The following is an 18,020-nucleotide window of genomic DNA, read 5'->3' as shown; positions in this document are numbered from 1 at the left end:
GAAGGCTGACGGACCGAGAAGGCTGACGGACCGAGAAGGCTGACGGACCGAGAAGGCTGACGGACCGAGAAGGCTGACGGACCGAGAAGGCTGACGGACCGAGAAGGCTGACGGGCGTCAGGCTTAGAGGACTAGCCGCGCACGGCGTGGGCATATGAGGCCGCGTGTCCCATCCCGATCAGGATGGGACACGCGGCCTTCGCGCACGGCGTACACGGGGGCGAAGGTGAAGGTGGCGAACGTCGGCGCTATCTTTGCCGATCGGGTAGTTCTGGGAGTGATGGCGGGACGCGTGCTCGGTAAGTTCCTCGGTGTGTCCGGCGGTGCCTGGCTGCCAGCAGGGCCCGGCCTGGCGAGACTGTCGGCAGGCGCCGCCCTGCGCTGGATGAAGTTTGACACGGCCGCCAGGCCTCGATAGGAGACGTTCATGCCGCAGACTCCCGAGGAAGAATCCCTGGGCTCACTGGTCGCCCAGGCGAGCAGTCACATCTCGTCCCTGATCCGCTCGGAGATCGAGCTGGCCAAGGCCGAGTTCAGGTTCGACGCCAAGAGGGTCGGCACGGCGGTCGGGATGTTCGCCGCCGCCGCCTTCATGGCGCACCTGTGCCTGATCCTCGCCTCCTTCACGATCGGGTACGCGCTGGCCCAGGTCATGCCGCACTGGCTGGCCTTCCTCATCGTGACCGTGTTCTACCTGCTGGTCGCGGGTCTGCTGGTGTTCATCGGGGTCCGTCGGCTCAAGGGACTGGCCGGGATGAAGCGGACCACCAGATCGATCAAGGACCTCAAGGAGATCGCCACGCCTGACGGCGAGCAGGCACCGGCACTGCCCGCGCTCAATCCGGATCGCGAGCCGGTGACACGCGATGGCGCCTGACGAGTCGGTCGTACAGATCGAGGGGCCCTGGACGCACCGCGCGGTGCACGCGGGCGGCACCCGCTTCCACGTCGTCGAGGCGGGGGAAGGGCCGCTGGTCCTGCTGCTGCACGGGTTCCCGCAGTTCTGGTGGACCTGGCGGCACCAGCTCGTCTCGCTGGCCGGCGCGGGCTACCGGGCGGTGGCGGCCGATCTGCGCGGCTACGGCGGCAGCGACAAGCCGCCGCGCGGCTACGACCTGCCCACGCTGGCCGCGGACGCGACGGGGCTGATCAGGGCGCTGGGCGAGACCGGGGCGATCGTGGTGGGCCACGACTGGGGCGGGCTGCTGGCCTGGACGATGGCGGTGATGGACCCCAAGTGTGTACGCAGGCTGGTCGCCGTCTCCGCCCCCCACCCGCTACGCCTGCGCAACTCCCTGCTGACCGACCCCTTCGGGCAGCTCAAGGCCAGCGGCCGGCGGATCGGCTTCCAGCTTCCACTGCTGCCCGAGCGGCGGCTCACGCGCCACGACGCGGCGCTGGTGGGCCGGCTGCTGGAGAGCTGGTCGCGGCCGGGCTGGCCGGAGCCCGAGGAGTCGCGGACCTACCGCGAGGCGTTCAGGATCCCGGCCGTGGCACACTCGGCGCTGGAGTATCACCGCTGGTTCGGCCGCTCGCAGTTGCGTCCGGACGGCCGGCGCTACGCCAGGGCCATGCGTACCGAGATCGAGGCGCCCACGCTGCACGTGCACGGGTCGCTCGACGTCAGCGTCCTGCCACGTACGGCGCAGGGTTCGAGCCGCTATGTGGCGGCACCTTACAGGTGGCGGCTGTTTGAAGGAGCCGGCCACTTCCCCCACGAGGAGATTCCTGACGTGTTCGACACCGAGTTGCTCGGCTGGCTGACCGATCCGGAGCCCGACCGATGAGAGATCGCGACCCCGAGGGCCGGCCGCGCAACGCCCGGCCGCGCGACGCGTACGGCAGGCCGCTCCCCTACGGCTCGACCGGCATGCCGAGGGTCCCCGACGACTACGCCCCCACCACGGAGCAGGCGCTGGCCGACGGCCGCCGCTTCCTGGAGGAGGGCCTGCCGTTCAACGCGCACGAGGTGTTCGAGGGCCGCTGGAAATGCGCCCCCGAGGACGAGCGGGAGTTGTGGCAGGGGCTGGCGCAGATCTGCGTCGGGCTGACGCATTTGCAGCGCGGGAACGGGCGCGGCGCGTTGACGTTGTTCAGCCGGGGGGCGGCCAGGGCGCAGTCGTACGGCGGCGTCTACGACCCGGTCGGCAAGGCGGCCTCGGGCCTGACCCAGGACAGCGACGCCGAAGAGGCCATCGCCCTGATCCTGGACAAGCTCCCCCAAGAGGGCTAGTCGCACTCGCCGGTGCTGGCGGGCCTGGTGTCGTTGCGGCCCGCCGAGGCGTCGGGGGCCACCTCCTCGGCGGTCAGCACGTAGCCGGTCTGCTCCTCGTTGATCGCGGCGGCGAAGATCACGCCGTAGACCCGGCCGTCCACCGTGAGCAGCGGCCCGCCGGAGTTGCCCGGCAGCACCTCGCCGCGGATCGCGTACACCTTCCGCCTGACCGTGCTCTCGCGGTAGATGTCGGGGCCCTCGGCGTCGAGCTGGCCGCCGATCCTGGCCGGCACGGCGGTGAAGCCCTTGCCCTTCGGGAAGCCGGCGATGATCGCGTTGTCGCCGCGCTCACCCTCGCCGTCGAAGGAGAGCTGCGGCAGGTTCATGCCGGGGACGTAGAGCACGGCGATGTCGCGGCGCGGGTTGTAGCGCACGACCGTGGCCTTGTGGCGGACGTCGTTGGAGTCGATGACCTCCAGGTCGCGGGTGACGCCCGCGACGACGTGCGCGTTGGTCATGATCCGGCCGGGCGCGTAGGCGAAGCCGGTGCCCTCGATGTGCTTGTTGCAGCTCTGCGCGTCGCCCTGCACCTTGACGATCGCCTTGCGGGCCCGCTCCAGCTTGGCGCCCTGCAACACGCTCTGGTCGGGCGGCTGCACGTCGATGAGCGTGCCCGCGCCGATGGCGTCGAAGACCGGCGGGAACTCCGAGCGGTCGATGAACTTCTTGAACGGCTGCTGCCAGTTGCGCGCGGCCTGCGGGATGGCGTCGTCGACCGTGGTCAGCAGCGCGGAGTTCTTGACCTGGTCCACGAGCGGGGTGAAGGCCGTGGAGACGATCAGCGAGCCGATCAGCCAGGCGATGACCAGCACCGACAGCGCGCTGGCGAACGTGCCGCCGATCGCGTCGGCCATCTTGGCGGGCTCCCAGGTGACGTGGCTGCGCACGACGGCGCCCAGCGTCGAGGAGGCGAACTGGCCGATCGTGGCGGCCAGGAACACGACCACGATGGCGAGCAGCGCCTGCGGCGTGTCGCCGTCCACGACCGCCTTGGAGATCGGCGGCGCGATGAAAACGCCCAGCACGGCGCCGCCCACGAACCCCACGAAGCTCATCGCTCCGATGATGAAGCCCTGCCGGTAACCCGAGATGCCGAAGGCGATCACGAGGCCGATCAAGATGAGGTCAAGCAGATCACCGCGCACGATTCAAAGGTAACCAGCGATACGGTCAAGTGTGCACGTCTTCGGCCAGGACGGCGTCACCCACCTGGCTATCTTGAGCGGTATGCCGCCGGAGGAGACAACAGTGCGCGATCTCATCCAGGCAGCCCTGCGCGACACCGATTCCGACGGGCCGCTGCGCTGGCACGTGATCTCGCTGCTGCGCCAGCGGGCCGACCTGGAGTCCTTCATCGAGGCGCGGCGGTTGTGCGCCGCGGACACGGTCGCGGAGCGGCTGCTCGGCGTGGACATCATGGGCATGCTGGGATCATTCGTGGACCGTACGCTGCCGGTGCTTCGCTATCTGGCCGCCAGTGAGGACGACGCCATGGTGCTGTACTCGGTGCTGATCGCGTTCGGTCATCTGGCGGACCCGCGATCGCTTCCGTCCGTGATCGATCTGGCGGCTCATGCCGACCCGAGGGTCAGGTACGGGGCCGCGTACGCGCTGCAGCACGTCCTGGGCGAGCCACCGGACCGGGCGGGACTGGCGACGCTGCGCACCCTGGCGGCCGACACCGACGCGGACGTGGCCGGCTGGGCCTCGCTCGGAGTCGCCCTGAGGGCGTCGGGTTAACCGCGGGAGGCCAGGTTCACCACGTCGGGCGGCAGGTCCTCGACCCGGGTGGGGTCCCACGGCCGTTCGAGCCCGCCCTCGCGCAGGACGGTGTCCAGCACCATCGCGGTGAACCCCCACACCAGCATCCCGCGCACCCGGAACGCCGGCCCCGCCGTGCTGCCCCTGGGATGGCGCAGCATGACCCGGTTGCCCGGATCGACCAGTTCGGCGATCGGCACCCGCTCGACCGAGTCGACCTCGTCGGGCGAGGCCGCGTGCACCGCCGACGGCTCACGCCACCAGCCGATCACGGGCGTGACGCGGTTGTCGCTGTAGGTCAGATAGAGCTCGGGCATCGTGCAGATCACGTGCACGCCGCGCGGATCGGCCCCGGTCTCCTCCTCGGCCTCGCGCAGCGCGGCCTCGATCGGCCCGGCGTCCTCCGGGTCCACGCCGCCGCCGGGAAAGGCGGGCTGGCCCGCGTGCCTGCGCCCGCGCGTGCTGCGCTGGATGAGCAGGACGTCAGGACCCAGCGGTCCTTCGCCGAACAACATCAGCACCGCCGCCTCGCGCCCGCGTCCTGCCGGTGGCCGAAGGTATCGGGGCACCCGTACGCGTTGTGCTTGCGCCGCCAGTCTCTCCAGCCAGTCGGGCACTTGGGTCACGCATCCTCCAACACGCCGTGGCGCGAATCACTTCCCCTGTCAGGAGAACGGGCCTGATCGGACCAGCTTGGCGGCCTCGCCCTCGGCCGTGGGCCCGGTGCCGTAGGAGGGGCAGAGGGCGGCCAGCGGGCACACGCCGCACGCGGGCCTGCGGGCGTGGCAGATGCGGCGGCCGTGCCAGATCACCCGGTGGGAGAAGATCGTCCATTCGCGCCTGGGCAGCAGCTCGGCGACGATGTGCTCGATCTTGACGGGGTCGGTCTCCTCGGTCCAGCCGAAGCGGCGTACGAGCCGCTGGAAGTGGGTGTCCACGGTCAGCCCCGGCACGTCGAAGGCGTTGCCGAGCACCACGTTGGCCGTCTTGCGGCCCACGCCCGGCAGCGTGACCAGGTCCTTCAGCTTGCCGGGCACCTCGCCGCCGAAACGCTCGCAGACCGCCTGGGCCATGCCGATGATGCTGTTCGTCTTGGCGCGGAAGAAGCCGGTCGAGCGGATGATCCCCTCCATCTCCGGCGGGTCCGCGGCGGCGTAGGCGTCCACGGTCGGATATTTCGCGAAGAGGGTGGGGGTAACCATGTTGACCCGCTTGTCCGTGCACTGCGCGGACAGGATGGTCGCGACCAGGAGTTCGAGCGGGTTGGTGAAGTCCAGCTCGCAGTGGGCGTCCGGGTAGGTCTCCGCGAGGATGCGGTTCATCTTGCGGGCCCGCCGAACCAGTGCGAGCTGGGTCTCCGGCTTGCGCCCCGCCGCGTTCGTCGCCATGCGGCAAGCGTAGAAGCTTCCGCGAACGGTTGAACCCGGGACGGGTGCGACCGCGTACAACCTGGCGGCTCGAAGGGGGTTGTGCACATGGGCGATCAGGGCGCGACGCTGGCGGAGTTCGTCAGGCAGAGAGGGCCGCTGAGCGGCCAGGCGCTGCACCGGCTCGCGGTGAGCTGCGTGGCCGCCATGGCCAAGCTGCACGCGCACGGCACCGAGGGCGTACGGCTGAGCAAGGACAGCGTGGCGCTCGGTGCGGGCGGCCAGGTGCTCATCGGCTGGCGGACCTCCCCGGAGGCCCGTCCGGACGTACGGGAGTGGGCGGACCTGGTGGTGTTCGCCGCGACCGGCTCCGACGACGGCGACACCGCCGCGCTGCCGCCCGCGCTGCGCATCGCGATCCAGCAGTGCAGGCTTCCCGACCCCGCGGCGCGCCCGGCCGCCGTGGAGATTCTCAGAGTTCTGCTCAGCCGGTCCATGGCCGCCGCCGTGGCCTCCGTGGACGACCTCCTGGCCCAGCGGGCGGGATGATAGAAGGTGCCGGTCACAGACCGGAAACGGCCGTCAGGTACCTTTCCCCCTGGACTCGACACACCTGGGCAACCCAGAGCACTCCGGCATTCCCATAACCTGTGTGTGCCGCCCGGAGTGGGGTGAGTCACAATGGCAGCAGAGGAGGCAGAGTGAACACCGAAGATGTGCTGGGCAAGGCCCCCCTGTTCGCCGCGTTGGACCGCGAGAGCGCCGCGGCGTTGCGTACGAGCATCACCGAGGTCCAGCTGTCCAAGGGGCAGACGCTCTTCCACGAGAACGAGACCGGCGACCGGCTCTACGTGGTGCTTGAAGGCAAGATCAAGCTCTCTCGCACCTCACCGGACGGCCGGGAGAATTTGCTGAGCGTGCTGGGGCCGAGCGAGATGTTCGGCGAGTTGTCGCTGTTCGACCCGCGGCCGCGCACGGCCACGGCGACGGCGCTAACGGAGGTGCGCCTGGCCGGTCTCGGCCACGACGACCTGCGGCCCTGGCTGACCGGCCGGCCCGAGGTGGCGCTGCACCTGCTGCGCGCCCTCGCGCAGCGGCTGCGCCGCACCAACGACGTGCTGGCCGACCTGGTCTTCACCGATGTGCCGGGGCGGGTGGCCAAGCAGCTGCTCGACCTGGCCGAACGGTTCGGCACCAAGACCGACGACGGCCTGCGGGTGCACCACGACCTGACCCAGGAGGAGCTGGCGCAGCTCGTCGGCGCCTCGCGCGAGACGGTCAACAAGGCGCTGGCCGACTTCGCGCAGCGTGGCTGGCTGCGGATCGAGGCCAAGGCCGTGGTCATCCTCGACCTGGACAGGCTCTACAACCGGTCCAGATAGACGAAGTCGGCTCTACGACCGATCCAGGTAGTCGAGCTGGGCCAGCACCGACATCTCGGCGGCGGGCCACAACGACCGGTCGACGTCGGCGTACACGATCTTGACGATCTGGCGCGGCGTGCGGGCGCCCTGCGCGCGCGCCGCCCTGATCTGGTCGAGCCGCTCGCGCCGGTGCGCGATGTAGCCGTCCAGCGCGCCGATCGGGTCGCTCAGCACCGGCCCGTGCCCCGGCAGCAGGGCCTGGGCCTCCAGGCTCTCGGCCGCCGCCCTGAGCCGGTCGAGGCTGCGCAGGTAGTCGGCCAGGCCGCCGTCGCGGGCGATGATCGTGGTGCCCCTGCCGAGCACGGTGTCGCCGGTCAGCATCGCCGCGTCGGCGGGCAGCCAGAAGCACAACGAGTCGAACGAGTGGCCCGGGGTGCCGTACACGTGCAGTTCCAGCCCCGCCACGGTGACCACGTCGCCGTCCGCGAGCCCCTCCTCGCCCAGCCGGTGGCGCGGGTCCAGGGCCCTGACGGGCGCGTTCACCATGGCGGCGAAGCTCTTGGCGCCGCCGCTGTGGTCGAAGTGGCCGTGGGTGAGCAGGATCTCGGTGACGCGCCGCTCGCCGAGGTGCTCACGTACGCGGCGCAGGTGCGCGTCGTCGTCCGGGCCAGGATCGACGACCAGCACCTCCTCGCCGGCCCCGATCACCCAGGTGTTGGTGCCGTCGAGGGTCATGACGGAGGGGTTGGGGGCGAGCAGGTTCTCGGCGTGCTCGGTACGCGAGCCGTCCGGCGTACCGATCGGGATGTGCAGGCCACTCATGAGGTCACCAGCCGCATCTCGCCCTCGATCTCCACGGCCCTCGGCATGATGGGCGTGATCTCCCGGCGCTCGGCCAGCACGCCCGCCACGGTGTCGTGGGCTGTCAGCTCGCTCAGTGTGGCGTACGTGGGCGGCATGAGGAAGATCTCACCTTCGCGCGCGCGTTCGAGCGTCCTGGACGGGCGCTCCCACACGACCTGGTCGGCCTCGCCGCCCACGTCTCGCGTGCGCTGCCCCGCGGGCAGCACGGCGACGAAGAACCGGGTGTCGAACCGCCTGCTCTCGATCTCCGGCGTGATCCAGTGGGCCCACGCCTTGAGCAGGTCGGCGCGGAGCACGAGCCCGCGCCTGGCCAGGAAGTCGGCGAAGCCCAGGCTGCGGTCGATCAGCGCCAGCCGGTCGGCCTCCCAGTCCTCTCCCGTGGTGTCGGCCACCACCGAGTCGGGTCCAGGCCCGGCCAGCAGCACGCCCGACTCCTCGAACGTCTCCCGTACGGCCGCGCACACCAGCCCGCGCGCCAGCCGCTCCCCGGCGTGGAAGACCTCGCCCCACTCGGCGGGGGACGGCCCGGCCCAGGCGACGGCCTGGTCGGTGTCGCGCACGTCCACGGAGCCGCCGGGGAAGACGTACGCGCCCGCCGCGAAGGCCATGGTCGCCTTGCGCCGCAGCAGGTAGACCTCCGGCCCCGGACGCAGGAGCACCACTGTGGCGGCCTCCCGCGCCGGCACCGGTTCGATCCGGCCGGCCAGGACGTCCCGCGCCCGGGCGGCGAGCTCGGCTGAAAGCGGCAATCCGGTCACATGACCTCCTCCTAGAACATCACTCGGTCATGGTGACATATGCCCGCTCAGCCGACTTCGGCGATCAGCTCCACTTCCACCGGCGCGTCGAGCGGCAGTGAGGCGACGCCCACGGCGCTGCGCGCGTGCCTGCCCTGGTCCCCGAACACCTCGGCGAGCAGGTCACTGGCGCCGTTGGCCACCTGCGGCTGCTCGGTGAACTCGGGAGCGCTGGCGACGAACACCACGAGCTTGACGATCCGCCGCACCCTGGACAACTCGCCCAGCTCGCCCTTCAGCGCGGCGAGCGCGTTCAGCACGCAGATGCGCGCCTGCGCCTTGCCCTCGTCGACGCCCAGGTCGACGCCGAGCTTGCCGGTCTGGTGCAGCTTGCCCTCCAGCATCGGCACCTGGCCCGAGGTGTAGACCAGGTCGCCGGTGCGTACGGTGGGCACGTAGGAGCCCACCGGGGCGACGGGCTGCGGCAGGGTGAAGCCCAGCTCCTCGATCTTCTGCTCGGGCGTCGTCACGCCTTCTCCCTCTTGAAGTAGGCGACGAGCTGCTCGGGCGTGGCGCCCTGGACGATCTGGACCAGCTCCCAGCCGTCCGCGCCGAAGTTGTCGAGGATCATCTTCGTGTTGTGGATCAGCACGGGTGCCGTGAGGTACTCCCATTTCTTCATGGGGCCAAGGTTAGTGTGAGCAATCTCAAAGGTTGGTCGCAGACTGACGACAAGTGACCGTTCGGTAGCGTGGAAGCGTGGATTCTCCGCACACGGACTGGGCCGACGTACGACTGCACGTCGTCACCGGCAAGGGCGGCACCGGCAAGACGACCGCCGCCGCCGCGCTCGCACTCGCCCTGGCCTCCGGCGGCCGCAAGGTGCTGCTCGTGGAGGTGGAGGGCAGGCAGGGCATCGCGCAGATCTTCGACCTGCCGCCGCTGCCCTACGAGGAGCGCAGGATCGCGGTCGCGCCCTCGGGCGGCGACGTGTACGCGCTGGCCATCGACCCCGAAGACGCCATGCTCGAGTACATGGAGATGTTCTACGGGATGCGCAGGGCGGGCCGGGCGCTGACCAAGATGGGCATCGTCGACTTCGCCACGACCGTCGCGCCGGGCTTCCGCGACGTGCTGGTCACGGGCAAGACCACCGAGGCCGTACGCCGGCGCGGCAGGAACGGCCGCAGGGTCTACGACGCGGTCGTGCTGGACGCCCCGCCCACCGGCCGCATCACGCGCTTCCTGAACGTCACCAAGGAGGTCGCGGGGCTGGCCAAGGTCGGGCCGATCAAGAACCACTCCGAGTTGGTCAGCAACGTCGTGAAGTCCCCGGAGACCGCGGTGCACTTCGTCACGCTGCTGGAGGAGATGCCGGTGCAGGAAACGCTGGACGGCATCGCCGAACTGCGCTCCGCGGGCCTTCCCGCGGGTGGAATTTTCATCAATATGGTGCGTGAATCACTGCTCCCACAGGCCGCTCTTGACACGGCTGTCAAGGGCGACTTCGACGCCGGGCAACTGACGCTGGGGCTCAAGGACGCGGGCGTGGCCGACGGCGCGCAGGCCGCCGTGCTGGCCGAGGCGCTCGCGGCGGAGGTCGCCGAGCACGCCCACCGCACGGAGCTGGAGCGGGCCGAGCGCGAGACGCTGGAGGGGGCCGGGCTGCGGCGCTACGAACTGCCGCTGCTGGCCGACGGCGTGGACCTGGCCGGCCTGTACGAACTCGCGGAGAGCATGCGCAACCAGGGAGCAGCGTGAAGAAGCCCGCCAGGCATCGGGGGTCAGCGTGAAGTTCGCCGGACATCAGGGGTCAGCGTGAAGAAACCCGCCAGGCTCGAAGTCGATGCCATCCTCGACGACAGGGGCACCAGGATCATCGTCTGCTGCGGCGCCGGCGGCGTGGGCAAGACCACGACCGCGGCGGCGCTGGGCCTGCGGGCCGCCGAGCGCGGCAGGTGCGCGGTCGTGCTCACCGTGGACCCGGCCAGGCGGCTGGCGCAGTCGATGGGGCTGACCGAGCTGGACAACACCCCGCGCCTGGTCAGCTCGCCCGAGGGCGACGGCCAGCTCTACGCCATGATGCTCGACATGAAGCGTACGTTCGACGAGATCATCGAGGCGCACGCCGACCCCGAGCGGGCCCGCCAGATCCTGTCGAACCCCTTCTACCAGTCCCTGTCCTCCAGCTTCTCCGGCACGCAGGAGTACATGGCCATGGAGAAGCTCGGCCAGTTGCGCCGCTCGGACGAGTGGGACCTGATCATCGTGGACACGCCGCCATCGCGCTCCGCGCTGGACTTCCTGGACGCGCCCGAGCGGCTCGGGCGCTTCCTGGACGGGCGGTTCATCAAGCTGCTGACCGCACCGGCCAAGGCGGGAGGACGCAGCGCGTTCCGGCTGCTCAACGCCGGGTTCGGGTTGATGGCCGGAGCGATGACCAAGCTGCTGGGCGCCCAGGTGATCAAGGATCTGCAGACGTTCGTGTCGGCGCTGGACGCGGTGTTCGGCGGGTTCAGGCAGCGTGCCGAGATGACGTACAGGCTGCTTCAGGCCCCCGGTACGGCCTTCGTGGTCGTGGCCGCGCCGGAGCGCGACGCGATGCGTGAGGCGTCCTACTTCGTCGAGCGGCTGGCCGAGGAGCGCATGCCCCTGGCCGGCCTGGTCGTCAACCGCGTGCACGTCGCGCCCGCCGCCGGGCTCTCCGCCGCCCGCAGCGCGGCGGCCGCGGAGGACTTGGAGACGCGGGGCGAGCACGAACTCACCGCGGCGGTGCTGCGGCTGCACGCCGGGCGAATGCAACTCGCCGCCCGCGAAAGCCGCGAGCAGGAGCATTTCATCTCGGCCCACCCCACGGTGCCCGTGGTGCAGGTCCGCGCCATGTCCGAAGATGTCCACGATCTGGCCGGATTGCGGCAGATCGGAAACCTGCTGGCGACCGCATAGAAGTACGGCCGGCGTCACCGCCGGCCGTACGCGGCCGCCGGGCTGGGATCAGCCCGCGATCAGCTCGTTGGTTCGTTCGTACTCTTCCTTGGCCGACTCGAGCAGCTCTCGCCACGAGTCCACGTCGGGCCGCCGTCGTAGCAGCGCACGTCGTTCCCGTTCAGTCATACCGCCCCACACCCCGAACTCAATGCGGTTGTCCAACGCATCAGCGAGGCATTCAGTACGAACCGGGCAGCCCCGGCAGATGAGCTTGGCTCTGTTCTGAGCGGCGCCCTGCACGAACAGGGCATCCGGATCCGCACCTTTACAGGCGGCACGGGAGGTCCAATCCGTGATCCACATTGTTCGACCCCACTCCCCTTAGGTGGTCAGTCGTCATTTGGGGCCGACGGGCGCGGGCGCCGAGCCTCCGTATTCAGTTGCCGCAGAAGGAGAACGTACGCAACTACACGTTCGGGCCGACAGACCCCAGAGGACCAATTTCTCGGCGCGGCCTTGACCGGGAATGACTAGTCACCCCCGCCAGTCAAGGCGAAATGGTGTCGCTCTACCGATTCGGTCAGCCTTTCGGCGTACTCTTGGTACCGTGCAAGCCCAGCGCAAAGATCGCCCCAACCCCGTCCTGAGCCTGCTGCGTCTCGTCATCGCAGGCACGGCGGCTGGGGTGCTGACGGCTGCCGTGGCACTGCCGGCCATCGGCGGGGCGGGCATCTCCACCAAGACGGCGGTAGAAGGGCTCAACCTCAAGCCCGAAGAGCTCGAAGAACCTCCTCTGTCCGAGCGCACGGAACTGTTCGACGCCGACGGCAAGAGGCTCGCCCAGTTCTACTTCGAGAACCGGCAGTCCGTGACCCTCGACAAGGTCGCCCCGATCATGCAGACCGCACTGATCGCGATCGAGGACTTCCGTTTCTACCAGCACGGGCCGATCGATGTGGAGGGAACGGCCAGAGCGCTCATCACGAATTTGAGCAGCGGCGGCGTCACGCAGGGCGGCTCGTCGATCACCCAGCAGTACGTCAAGCAGGTGCTGGTCAACAAGGCCGAGACGCCGCAGGAGAAGGCGGCGGCCATCGCGCCGACGATCTCGCGCAAGCTGAGCGAACTGCGCAACGCCATGGCGATCGAGAAGAAGTACACCAAGAACCAGATCCTGGAGAAGTACTTCAACATCGCCTACTTCGGCGCGGGCGCGCACGGCATCCAGGCGGCGGCCAGGCGCTTCTTCGACAAGCCCGCCTCCGAGCTCAACCTCGTCGAGGCGGCCACGCTCGCGGGCGCCGTCCAGAACCCGGCCAGGACCGACCCCAACGTGGGCCCGGAGTCCCGCCAGCGGCTGCTGGAGCGGCGCAACACCGTGCTGGACCGGATGGCCGTGCTGGAGAAGATCACCTACCAGGAAGCCGCCGCGGCCAAAGAGAAGAAACTGGGCTACAAGGACGTCAAGGTGCCCGGCGGTTGCGAGGCCAGCAACTATCCGTACTTCTGCCTCTACGTCCAGTACGAGATCCTCAACAACGAGGACTTCGGCAAGGACGAGGAGGAGCGCAGGAAGCTGCTGCAGCGGGGTGGCCTGCGGATCAAGACCACGCTCGACCCCAAGATGCAGAAGGCCGCAGAGAAGGCGATCAAGCGGTACGTCAACTCCAAGGACAAGCCCGTGGCCTCGCAGGCCATCGTCGTCCCCGGCACCGGCGAGATCAAGGCGATGGCCGCCTCGCGGACGTACGGCCGCAGCAAGAAGAAGAACGAGATGAGCTACAACATCGTGGCCGACGCCGCGCACGGCGGCGGTCGCGGGTTCCAGCAGGGCTCGACGGCCAAGGTCTACACGCTGGCCGCCGCCCTGGAGGAGGGCCTGAAGTACGGCGACGGCTTCCCCGCCCCCTCCGGCTACCAGGCCTCCGCCTACAGCTCGTTCAAGAACTGCAAGGGCCAGAACGTCGGCGACCCGTCGCACACCGTGCGCAACTCCAGCGAGGGCGGCGGCGGCTTCAAGACCTTGGAGAGCGGCACCTGGGGCTCGGTGAACACGTTCTTCGTCAAGCTGCAGCAGAAGGTCGGGCTCTGCGACACGGTCAAGATGGCCAAGAAGCTCGGCGTCAAGCGGGCCGACGGGCAGAAGCTGGAGGAGGTGGAGACGTTCACGCTCGGGGTCAACGAGGTCGACCCCGTCACGATCGCCAGCTCCTACGCCGTCTTCGCCGCGCGCGGCCAGTACTGCAAGCCGCTGGCCATCACCGAGATCACCGACCGGTACGGCAAGGCCAAGCAGTACAAGCCGAAGTGCTCCCAGGTCATGGAGGAAGAGGTCGCCGACGCGGTCAGCGGCATCCTGTCCGGGGTGTTCACCAAGGGCACGATGACGGAGGTCGGCGGCATCGGGCGCGACGCGGCCGGCAAGACGGGCACCACCGACGACTACATGTCGGCCTGGTTCGCCGGCTACACCCCCAACCTGGCCTCGGCCGTCAGCCTGGGCGACCCGCGCGGCACCTCGGCGCACAAGCTGATCGGGGTCACGATCGGGGGGCGGCACTACCCGTACGTGTACGGCGCGTCGATCTCCGGGCGCATCTGGAAGGACTCGATGCTGCAGGCGCTCAAGGGGGTCGAGCCGACCGCGTTCAAGTCGGTGGACCGCTCGCGGTTCGGCGGCTGCACCGACAACTGCGCGCCCAAGCCGAAGAAGAAAGACGACGACCGGCCCCCGTGGGACATCTTCGACCCGGACGGCCCGCCTGACGGTCCCCCTGACGGCCCGCCCGACGGTCCACCTGACGGCCCTCCGGACGGCCCCCCTGACGGGCCGTTCGGCGGCGGCCCGGGCCGCGGCGACGCCGGCCCTCCCGCCCCGATCACCCCCGGCCGCTGACCGGGACCACGCGGTCGGCCGCTGAGCGGGGCTTACCCGGGTCGGCCGCTGAGATGGCCGTTCCGGCGGCTGAGACGCACTGAGGCCTCCTCCCTCACCTGGGAGGAGGCCCCTTGCCGGTCGGCCCGCCCTCGGCCTGCTCTCGGCACGCTCAGCCGCTCCTGGCCCCTTGGACCCCGGTCCTGGCCCCTCGGACCCCGGTCCTGGCCCCTCGGGCCCCGGTCCTGGCCCCTCGGGCCCCGCTCCTGGCCCCTTGGACCCCACTTCCGGCCTCTTGGACCCCGCTTCCGGACTGAGACGCCGGACCCAGACCCCGGCTTAGTTGGCGGCCAGGCGGGTCTTCACCGCGGCGGCCACCCGGCCACCCTCGGCCCTTCCCGCGACCTTCGGGTTGACGGCCTTCATGACCTGCCCCATGGCCTGCGGCCCCGAGGCGCCGACCTCGGCGATGGCGGCGTCGACCAGTTCGGCCAGCTCCTCGTCGGAGAGCTGAGCCGGCAGGTACGCCTCCAGCACCGCCTGCTCATCCAGCTCCGCCTGGGCCTGCTCGGCACGCCCCGCGTTGCCGAACGCCTCGGCCGCCTCGCGCCGCTTCTTGGCCTCCTTGGTCAGAACCTTGAGGATCTCGGCGTCGGTCAGCTCCCTGGCCTCCTTGCCGGCGACCTCTTCGACGTTCACCGCGGCCAGTGCCATCCGGATGGTGCGGAGGCGCACCTCATCCCGGCTCTTCAGCGAGGCCGTCAGATCGGCCTTCAGCTTGTCCTTCAATGCGCTCATGCGGTCCATCTTGCCGTCTGCGCGGACCGCCGGTCGCCGCTCGCCGGATGTCGGACGCGATCACCCGAAGAACTGTCCGGTCGCCTCGCGCCGGATGTCGGGCATCATGAATACGTGAGGAAAGCCGTCGCAGTACCCCTGTCCATGCTCGGTCTCGGCCTGGCCGGGCTGGGTTACGCCTCCGTGGTGGAGCGCAACTGGTTCCGGCTGCGCCGCTTCGACGTGCCCGTGCTGGAGCCCGGTCAGCGTCCCGTACGCGTCCTGCACCTGTCGGACCTGCACCTGACGCCCGACCGCAGGATGCTGATCAACTGGGTCCGCTCCCTGGGCGCCCTGGAGCCCGACCTCGTCGTCAACACCGGCGACTCGATCGCGCACCCGGAGGCCGTACCGTCGCTCCTGCACGCCCTGGAGCCCCTGCTGTCCCGCCCGGGCCTGTTCGTGTACGGCTCCAACGACCTCTACGCCCCCAAGCCGAAAAACCCGGCCCGCTACCTGTGGCGCACGTCGAAGAACGACCACCGCCAGCACGTACCCTCTCTGCCCTGGGAGGAGTTGGGCGCCGGCATGGCGGCCGAGGGCTGGCTCGACATGAACAACACCACGGCCCGCATCAAGGTCGGGCACCTGGACGTGGCGGTGGCGGGCATCCACGACTCCCACATCTCCCGCGACCGCTACGACCTCGTGGCCGGCCCGGCCCCGGCGGACGCCGACCTGCGCCTGGGCGTCATGCACTCACCCGAGCCCCGCAACATGACCCGCTTCGCGGCGGACGGCTACCAGCTCCTGCTGGCCGGCCACACGCACGGGGGCCAGCTCTGCATCCCGTTCTACGGCGCCTTGGTGACCAACTGCGGCATCGACCGCCCCCGCGTCAAGGGCCTGCACCGCCACGACTCCGCCTGGCTACACGTATCCGCCGGCCTCGGCACCTCCCCCTACGCCCCGGTCCGCTTCGCCTGCTTCCCTGAGGCGACCCTGCTGACGCTGGTACCCCGGAGATAAAGGCGGTCACAACCACCTTGGAAGTCCGCTAGACTTTTCCAAGCACGCGCAAGACCGGCGTGCACCGGGGTGTAGCGCAGCTTGGCAGCGCGCTTCGTTCGGGACGAAGAGGTCGTGGGTTCAAATCCCGCCACCCCGACAGTATCGCCGCAGGTAGAAGGCCGCTTCCGCTAGATGGAAGCGGCCTCTCTTGTCTTCTGAGTGACTAACTGCGTGACTATACCTCTGGCCCGTTGCGGTGTATGGCGACTTTCGACGAGCCTGCTCGCGACGTGGACAGGCGTTGCTTCCACGTCTTCTTCCACTCGCGGATGCGCTCCCTATCATGCAGGCCGAAGTCCTTCAGATCCGTTCGGAACGGGTCACGGCCACCGTCGAACTCCGGGTACCACCCCTCGCGTTCCAAGTACACGGCCTGCGACAGCCAGGTGACCTCACGAACGCGCCGCCATTGGTTGATCTTGGATCTCCATGGGAGACGCAGAGCATCCCGCAGGAGTCGGTTGCCCGCTCGATGCAGTAGGGCTGTTCGCGCATAGGTCGCAAGCATCTCGTCATGGCACTCCATCACATCCAAGACCTTCGCTTCTATGCCGCGCTCCTCGGCGGTCACCAGCACGGATTCTCGGTACGCCTCCACAACGCGCCAGGGGATGCCGACAGCCAAAGCCGCTACCTCAAGGCCATCAAGCGTCCGTAGGAGCTCTTGCCTCGATTCGCGAACTTCTGCCTGTCGATCAAGGTGGAGGCGGTTGTAATCGTCATGATCGTCCGCGTTCCGCTCCAGCTTGCTGGGGAGCTTGGACAAGGCATCGGCTGCGCCTCAGCCTTGTGCATCCACTCCATGACTGCGCCTCGCGCGGTGCGACGCTCTAGGTGCTTCGAGAGGTGATTCTGGATCACAGCGCCAACTACGCCGCCAGCCACGGTGAGAATGATCTCTGAAACGGCCACAGCCGTACTCTAGATGCCACAACTCATGTAGCCCTCTGACACAACGTCAGAGGGCTACATGTGAGTTTCGAACCGGCGGCTACCGCTACCAATCCCGGTCGAAGATGCGGTCCATAGCCACGGCCCCACCCTGGAGAACTGGACGAATCTGCTTCCGGTAGACAGCCTCGGTTACCGCCGTGCTGCTATGGCCGACGAGTCGAGAGATCTCTTCCAGGGGGATGCCGTTATCCGAAAGCAGCGAGACGAAGCTGTGGCGGAGTTCCCGAGGGGTCCATTCGGTCGGGTCCACGCCTTCTGCGTCCTTGATCGCGTTCCGGAAGTCGCGTCGGACGTTGGCGGCGTCCAGTGGCTTGCCCGTGGCCGATGCGAACACCAGCCCGTTGTCCGACCACGCCTCGCCCTGCTCGCCTTGTTGTGCACTCTGGTGCTGCCGAAGGAGATCCACGCAGCGCCTGGGCAGGGCGAGGGTTCGGCGGGACTTCCGCGTCTTGGTGTCTCCCCCGGCGCGTACTGAGCGCCATACGGCCACATGCGGAGGAATTGGCGGGCTGGCGTCAGGAGCGCCATCCAAGTTCACGTGATCCCACGTGAGCGCCCGAAGCTCCTCCGTACGTGCTCCAGTGAGCAGTGAAAGCACGATGTAGGCGTACATGCGGGAACTCTCAGCCGTCTGCAGCACAGCTTCCGCCTGGGCGAAGGTCAGGGCCTTGGACGGGCACCCTTCCCTCCCTTTCGGCACCGAGCAAAGCGCCACGACGTTCCGCTTGACCTTGTCTCGAGCCATCGCTCGTTTGATTGCACGGTTGAGGCAGCCATGGAGGCCCTGAAGAGTCCGTGTACTGTGCGTCTTCGCCTTGGTGGCGAGCCACTTGTCCACGTCTTCCGCGCTTAGGTCACGAAGCTTCCGAGCGCCCAAGGCCGGGATGATGTGGGTCCTGCACAAGATCGTGCAGGTCTTCACCGTCGCGGAGTCTCGACCGTTCAGGCCATACGTCAGCCAATCGTTCACGGCACGCTCCACCGTGTAGTCGGCCGGGGCGATGGCGAGGCCGTCCTCGTAGTCGCGTAGGACTTCCTTGAGCTTGT

22 protein-coding genes and 1 tRNA gene are annotated in these 18,020 nt (G+C 69.0%); 12 read left to right on the top strand and 11 right to left on the bottom strand.

Translation table 11 applies throughout. The features are described from left to right. Nucleotides 1–154: 154 nt before the first annotated feature. From AB0I81_RS11050 to AB0I81_RS11035, 4 genes are read left to right on the top strand one after another with little or no spacing between them, the layout of a single operon-like run. Nucleotides 155–418, top strand: a complete 264-nt coding sequence (locus tag AB0I81_RS11050; RefSeq protein ID WP_360653591.1) for a Na+/H+ antiporter NhaA — start codon at nucleotides 155–157, stop codon at nucleotides 416–418. Between the two features lie 9 nt (nucleotides 419–427). Then, nucleotides 428–877: a phage holin family protein gene (locus AB0I81_RS11045; RefSeq protein ID WP_360653589.1), complete on the top strand. Its 450-nt coding sequence runs from the start codon at nucleotides 428–430 to the stop codon at nucleotides 875–877. Beyond that, complete coding sequence (locus AB0I81_RS11040) at nucleotides 867–1,787, top strand: alpha/beta hydrolase (protein ID WP_360653586.1); 921 nt, start codon at nucleotides 867–869, stop codon at nucleotides 1,785–1,787. Before AB0I81_RS11045 ends, AB0I81_RS11040 begins: the two co-directional genes overlap by 11 nt. Then, nucleotides 1,784–2,233 carry a DUF309 domain-containing protein gene (locus AB0I81_RS11035; protein ID WP_360653583.1) on the top strand — a complete coding sequence of 150 codons (450 nt, stop codon included), beginning with the start codon at nucleotides 1,784–1,786 and terminating at the stop codon, nucleotides 2,231–2,233. Before AB0I81_RS11040 ends, AB0I81_RS11035 begins: the two co-directional genes overlap by 4 nt. Here AB0I81_RS11035 and AB0I81_RS11030 read toward each other — a convergent pair. Further along, nucleotides 2,230–3,420 carry a MarP family serine protease gene (locus AB0I81_RS11030; protein WP_360653580.1) on the bottom strand — a complete coding sequence of 397 codons (1,191 nt, stop codon included), beginning with the start codon at nucleotides 3,418–3,420 and terminating at the stop codon, nucleotides 2,230–2,232. The two genes, AB0I81_RS11035 and AB0I81_RS11030, sit on opposite strands and share 4 nt — an antisense overlap. A gap of 103 nt (nucleotides 3,421–3,523) precedes the next feature. Here AB0I81_RS11030 and AB0I81_RS11025 point away from each other — a divergent pair, with 103 nt between their 5' ends. Continuing rightward, on the top strand, nucleotides 3,524–4,015 hold the full coding sequence (locus AB0I81_RS11025; RefSeq protein WP_360653577.1) for a HEAT repeat domain-containing protein: 492 nt from the start codon (nucleotides 3,524–3,526) through the stop codon (nucleotides 4,013–4,015). On the opposite strand, the gene AB0I81_RS11020 is transcribed toward AB0I81_RS11025, so the two are convergent. Together AB0I81_RS11020 and nth are read right to left on the bottom strand one after the other, a co-directional pair. Further along, the gene (locus AB0I81_RS11020; protein WP_360653574.1) at nucleotides 4,012–4,662 is read right to left on the bottom strand and encodes a CoA pyrophosphatase; all 651 of its coding nucleotides are present in this window, start codon (nucleotides 4,660–4,662) and stop codon (nucleotides 4,012–4,014) included. The genes AB0I81_RS11025 and AB0I81_RS11020 overlap by 4 nt on opposite strands. A gap of 39 nt (nucleotides 4,663–4,701) precedes the next feature. Then, complete coding sequence (nth, locus tag AB0I81_RS11015) at nucleotides 4,702–5,424, bottom strand: endonuclease III (protein ID WP_360653571.1); 723 nt, start codon at nucleotides 5,422–5,424, stop codon at nucleotides 4,702–4,704. 87 nt (nucleotides 5,425–5,511) lie between these two features. Here nth and AB0I81_RS11010 point away from each other — a divergent pair, with 87 nt between their 5' ends. Both AB0I81_RS11010 and AB0I81_RS11005 read left to right on the top strand, forming a co-directional pair. After that, entirely contained in the window at nucleotides 5,512–5,952 is a 441-nt protein-coding gene (locus AB0I81_RS11010; protein ID WP_360653568.1) for a hypothetical protein, read from the top strand. Nucleotides 5,953–6,149: 197 nt separating this feature from the next. Next, a complete protein-coding gene (locus AB0I81_RS11005) occupies nucleotides 6,150–6,785 on the top strand; it encodes a Crp/Fnr family transcriptional regulator (protein ID WP_360653927.1) in 636 nt (211 codons plus the stop codon). Between the two features lie 12 nt (nucleotides 6,786–6,797). Here the strand turns inward: AB0I81_RS11005 and AB0I81_RS11000 are convergent, their stop codons facing one another. The 4 genes from AB0I81_RS11000 to AB0I81_RS10985 are packed head-to-tail and all read right to left on the bottom strand — an operon-like array spanning nucleotide 6,798 to nucleotide 9,050. Further along, entirely contained in the window at nucleotides 6,798–7,589 is a 792-nt protein-coding gene (locus AB0I81_RS11000) for an MBL fold metallo-hydrolase (RefSeq protein WP_360653565.1), read from the bottom strand. Beyond that, entirely contained in the window at nucleotides 7,586–8,380 is a 795-nt protein-coding gene (locus AB0I81_RS10995; protein ID WP_360653924.1) for an NUDIX hydrolase, read from the bottom strand. Before AB0I81_RS10995 ends, AB0I81_RS11000 begins: the two co-directional genes overlap by 4 nt. A gap of 56 nt (nucleotides 8,381–8,436) precedes the next feature. Further along, nucleotides 8,437–8,898, bottom strand: coding sequence for a RidA family protein (locus AB0I81_RS10990; protein WP_360653563.1), 462 nt, complete (start codon nucleotides 8,896–8,898; stop codon nucleotides 8,437–8,439). Continuing rightward, the gene (locus AB0I81_RS10985; RefSeq protein ID WP_156325316.1) at nucleotides 8,895–9,050 is read right to left on the bottom strand and encodes a DUF4177 domain-containing protein; all 156 of its coding nucleotides are present in this window, start codon (nucleotides 9,048–9,050) and stop codon (nucleotides 8,895–8,897) included. The genes AB0I81_RS10990 and AB0I81_RS10985 overlap by 4 nt, the downstream gene beginning before the upstream one ends. Nucleotides 9,051–9,127: 77 nt before the next feature. Between AB0I81_RS10985 and AB0I81_RS10980 the strand changes: the two genes are divergently transcribed. Both AB0I81_RS10980 and AB0I81_RS10975 read left to right on the top strand, forming a co-directional pair. After that, entirely contained in the window at nucleotides 9,128–10,129 is a 1,002-nt protein-coding gene (locus AB0I81_RS10980; RefSeq protein ID WP_360653560.1) for an ArsA-related P-loop ATPase, read from the top strand. Nucleotides 10,130–10,186: 57 nt separating this feature from the next. After that, a complete protein-coding gene (locus tag AB0I81_RS10975; protein WP_360653557.1) occupies nucleotides 10,187–11,314 on the top strand; it encodes an ArsA family ATPase in 1,128 nt (375 codons plus the stop codon). Between the two features lie 48 nt (nucleotides 11,315–11,362). Here the strand turns inward: AB0I81_RS10975 and AB0I81_RS10970 are convergent, their stop codons facing one another. Continuing rightward, complete coding sequence (locus AB0I81_RS10970; protein WP_020542548.1) at nucleotides 11,363–11,659, bottom strand: WhiB family transcriptional regulator; 297 nt, start codon at nucleotides 11,657–11,659, stop codon at nucleotides 11,363–11,365. A gap of 244 nt (nucleotides 11,660–11,903) precedes the next feature. On the opposite strand from AB0I81_RS10970, the gene AB0I81_RS10965 reads away from it, so the two are divergent. After that, entirely contained in the window at nucleotides 11,904–14,192 is a 2,289-nt protein-coding gene (locus AB0I81_RS10965) for a transglycosylase domain-containing protein (protein WP_360653552.1), read from the top strand. Between the two features lie 318 nt (nucleotides 14,193–14,510). Here AB0I81_RS10965 and AB0I81_RS10960 read toward each other — a convergent pair whose 3' ends face one another. Continuing rightward, complete coding sequence (locus AB0I81_RS10960; RefSeq protein ID WP_360653549.1) at nucleotides 14,511–14,969, bottom strand: GatB/YqeY domain-containing protein; 459 nt, start codon at nucleotides 14,967–14,969, stop codon at nucleotides 14,511–14,513. Nucleotides 14,970–15,113: 144 nt separating this feature from the next. Here AB0I81_RS10960 and AB0I81_RS10955 point away from each other — a divergent pair, with 144 nt between their 5' ends. Together AB0I81_RS10955 and AB0I81_RS10950 are read left to right on the top strand one after the other, a co-directional pair. Continuing rightward, nucleotides 15,114–15,977: a metallophosphoesterase gene (locus AB0I81_RS10955; protein ID WP_360653921.1), complete on the top strand. Its 864-nt coding sequence runs from the start codon at nucleotides 15,114–15,116 to the stop codon at nucleotides 15,975–15,977. A gap of 65 nt (nucleotides 15,978–16,042) precedes the next feature. Further along, nucleotides 16,043–16,116, top strand: a tRNA-Pro gene (locus tag AB0I81_RS10950). Nucleotides 16,117–16,194: 78 nt separating this feature from the next. Here AB0I81_RS10950 and AB0I81_RS10945 read toward each other — a convergent pair. Together AB0I81_RS10945 and AB0I81_RS10940 are read right to left on the bottom strand one after the other, a co-directional pair. Beyond that, the gene (locus tag AB0I81_RS10945; protein WP_360653546.1) at nucleotides 16,195–16,785 is read right to left on the bottom strand and encodes a hypothetical protein; all 591 of its coding nucleotides are present in this window, start codon (nucleotides 16,783–16,785) and stop codon (nucleotides 16,195–16,197) included. 231 nt (nucleotides 16,786–17,016) lie between these two features. Further along, complete coding sequence (locus AB0I81_RS10940; protein WP_360653543.1) at nucleotides 17,017–17,943, bottom strand: site-specific integrase; 927 nt, start codon at nucleotides 17,941–17,943, stop codon at nucleotides 17,017–17,019. Nucleotides 17,944–18,020: the final 77 nt, after the last annotated feature.

Origin of the sequence: Nonomuraea sp. NPDC050404, from assembly GCF_040655495.1 — a bacterium.
In the GTDB taxonomy this organism is placed as follows: domain Bacteria; phylum Actinomycetota; class Actinomycetes; order Streptosporangiales; family Streptosporangiaceae; genus Nonomuraea.
Note: the sequence above shows the minus strand (reverse complement) of the source record. Positions and strands in the feature narration are given on the sequence as shown.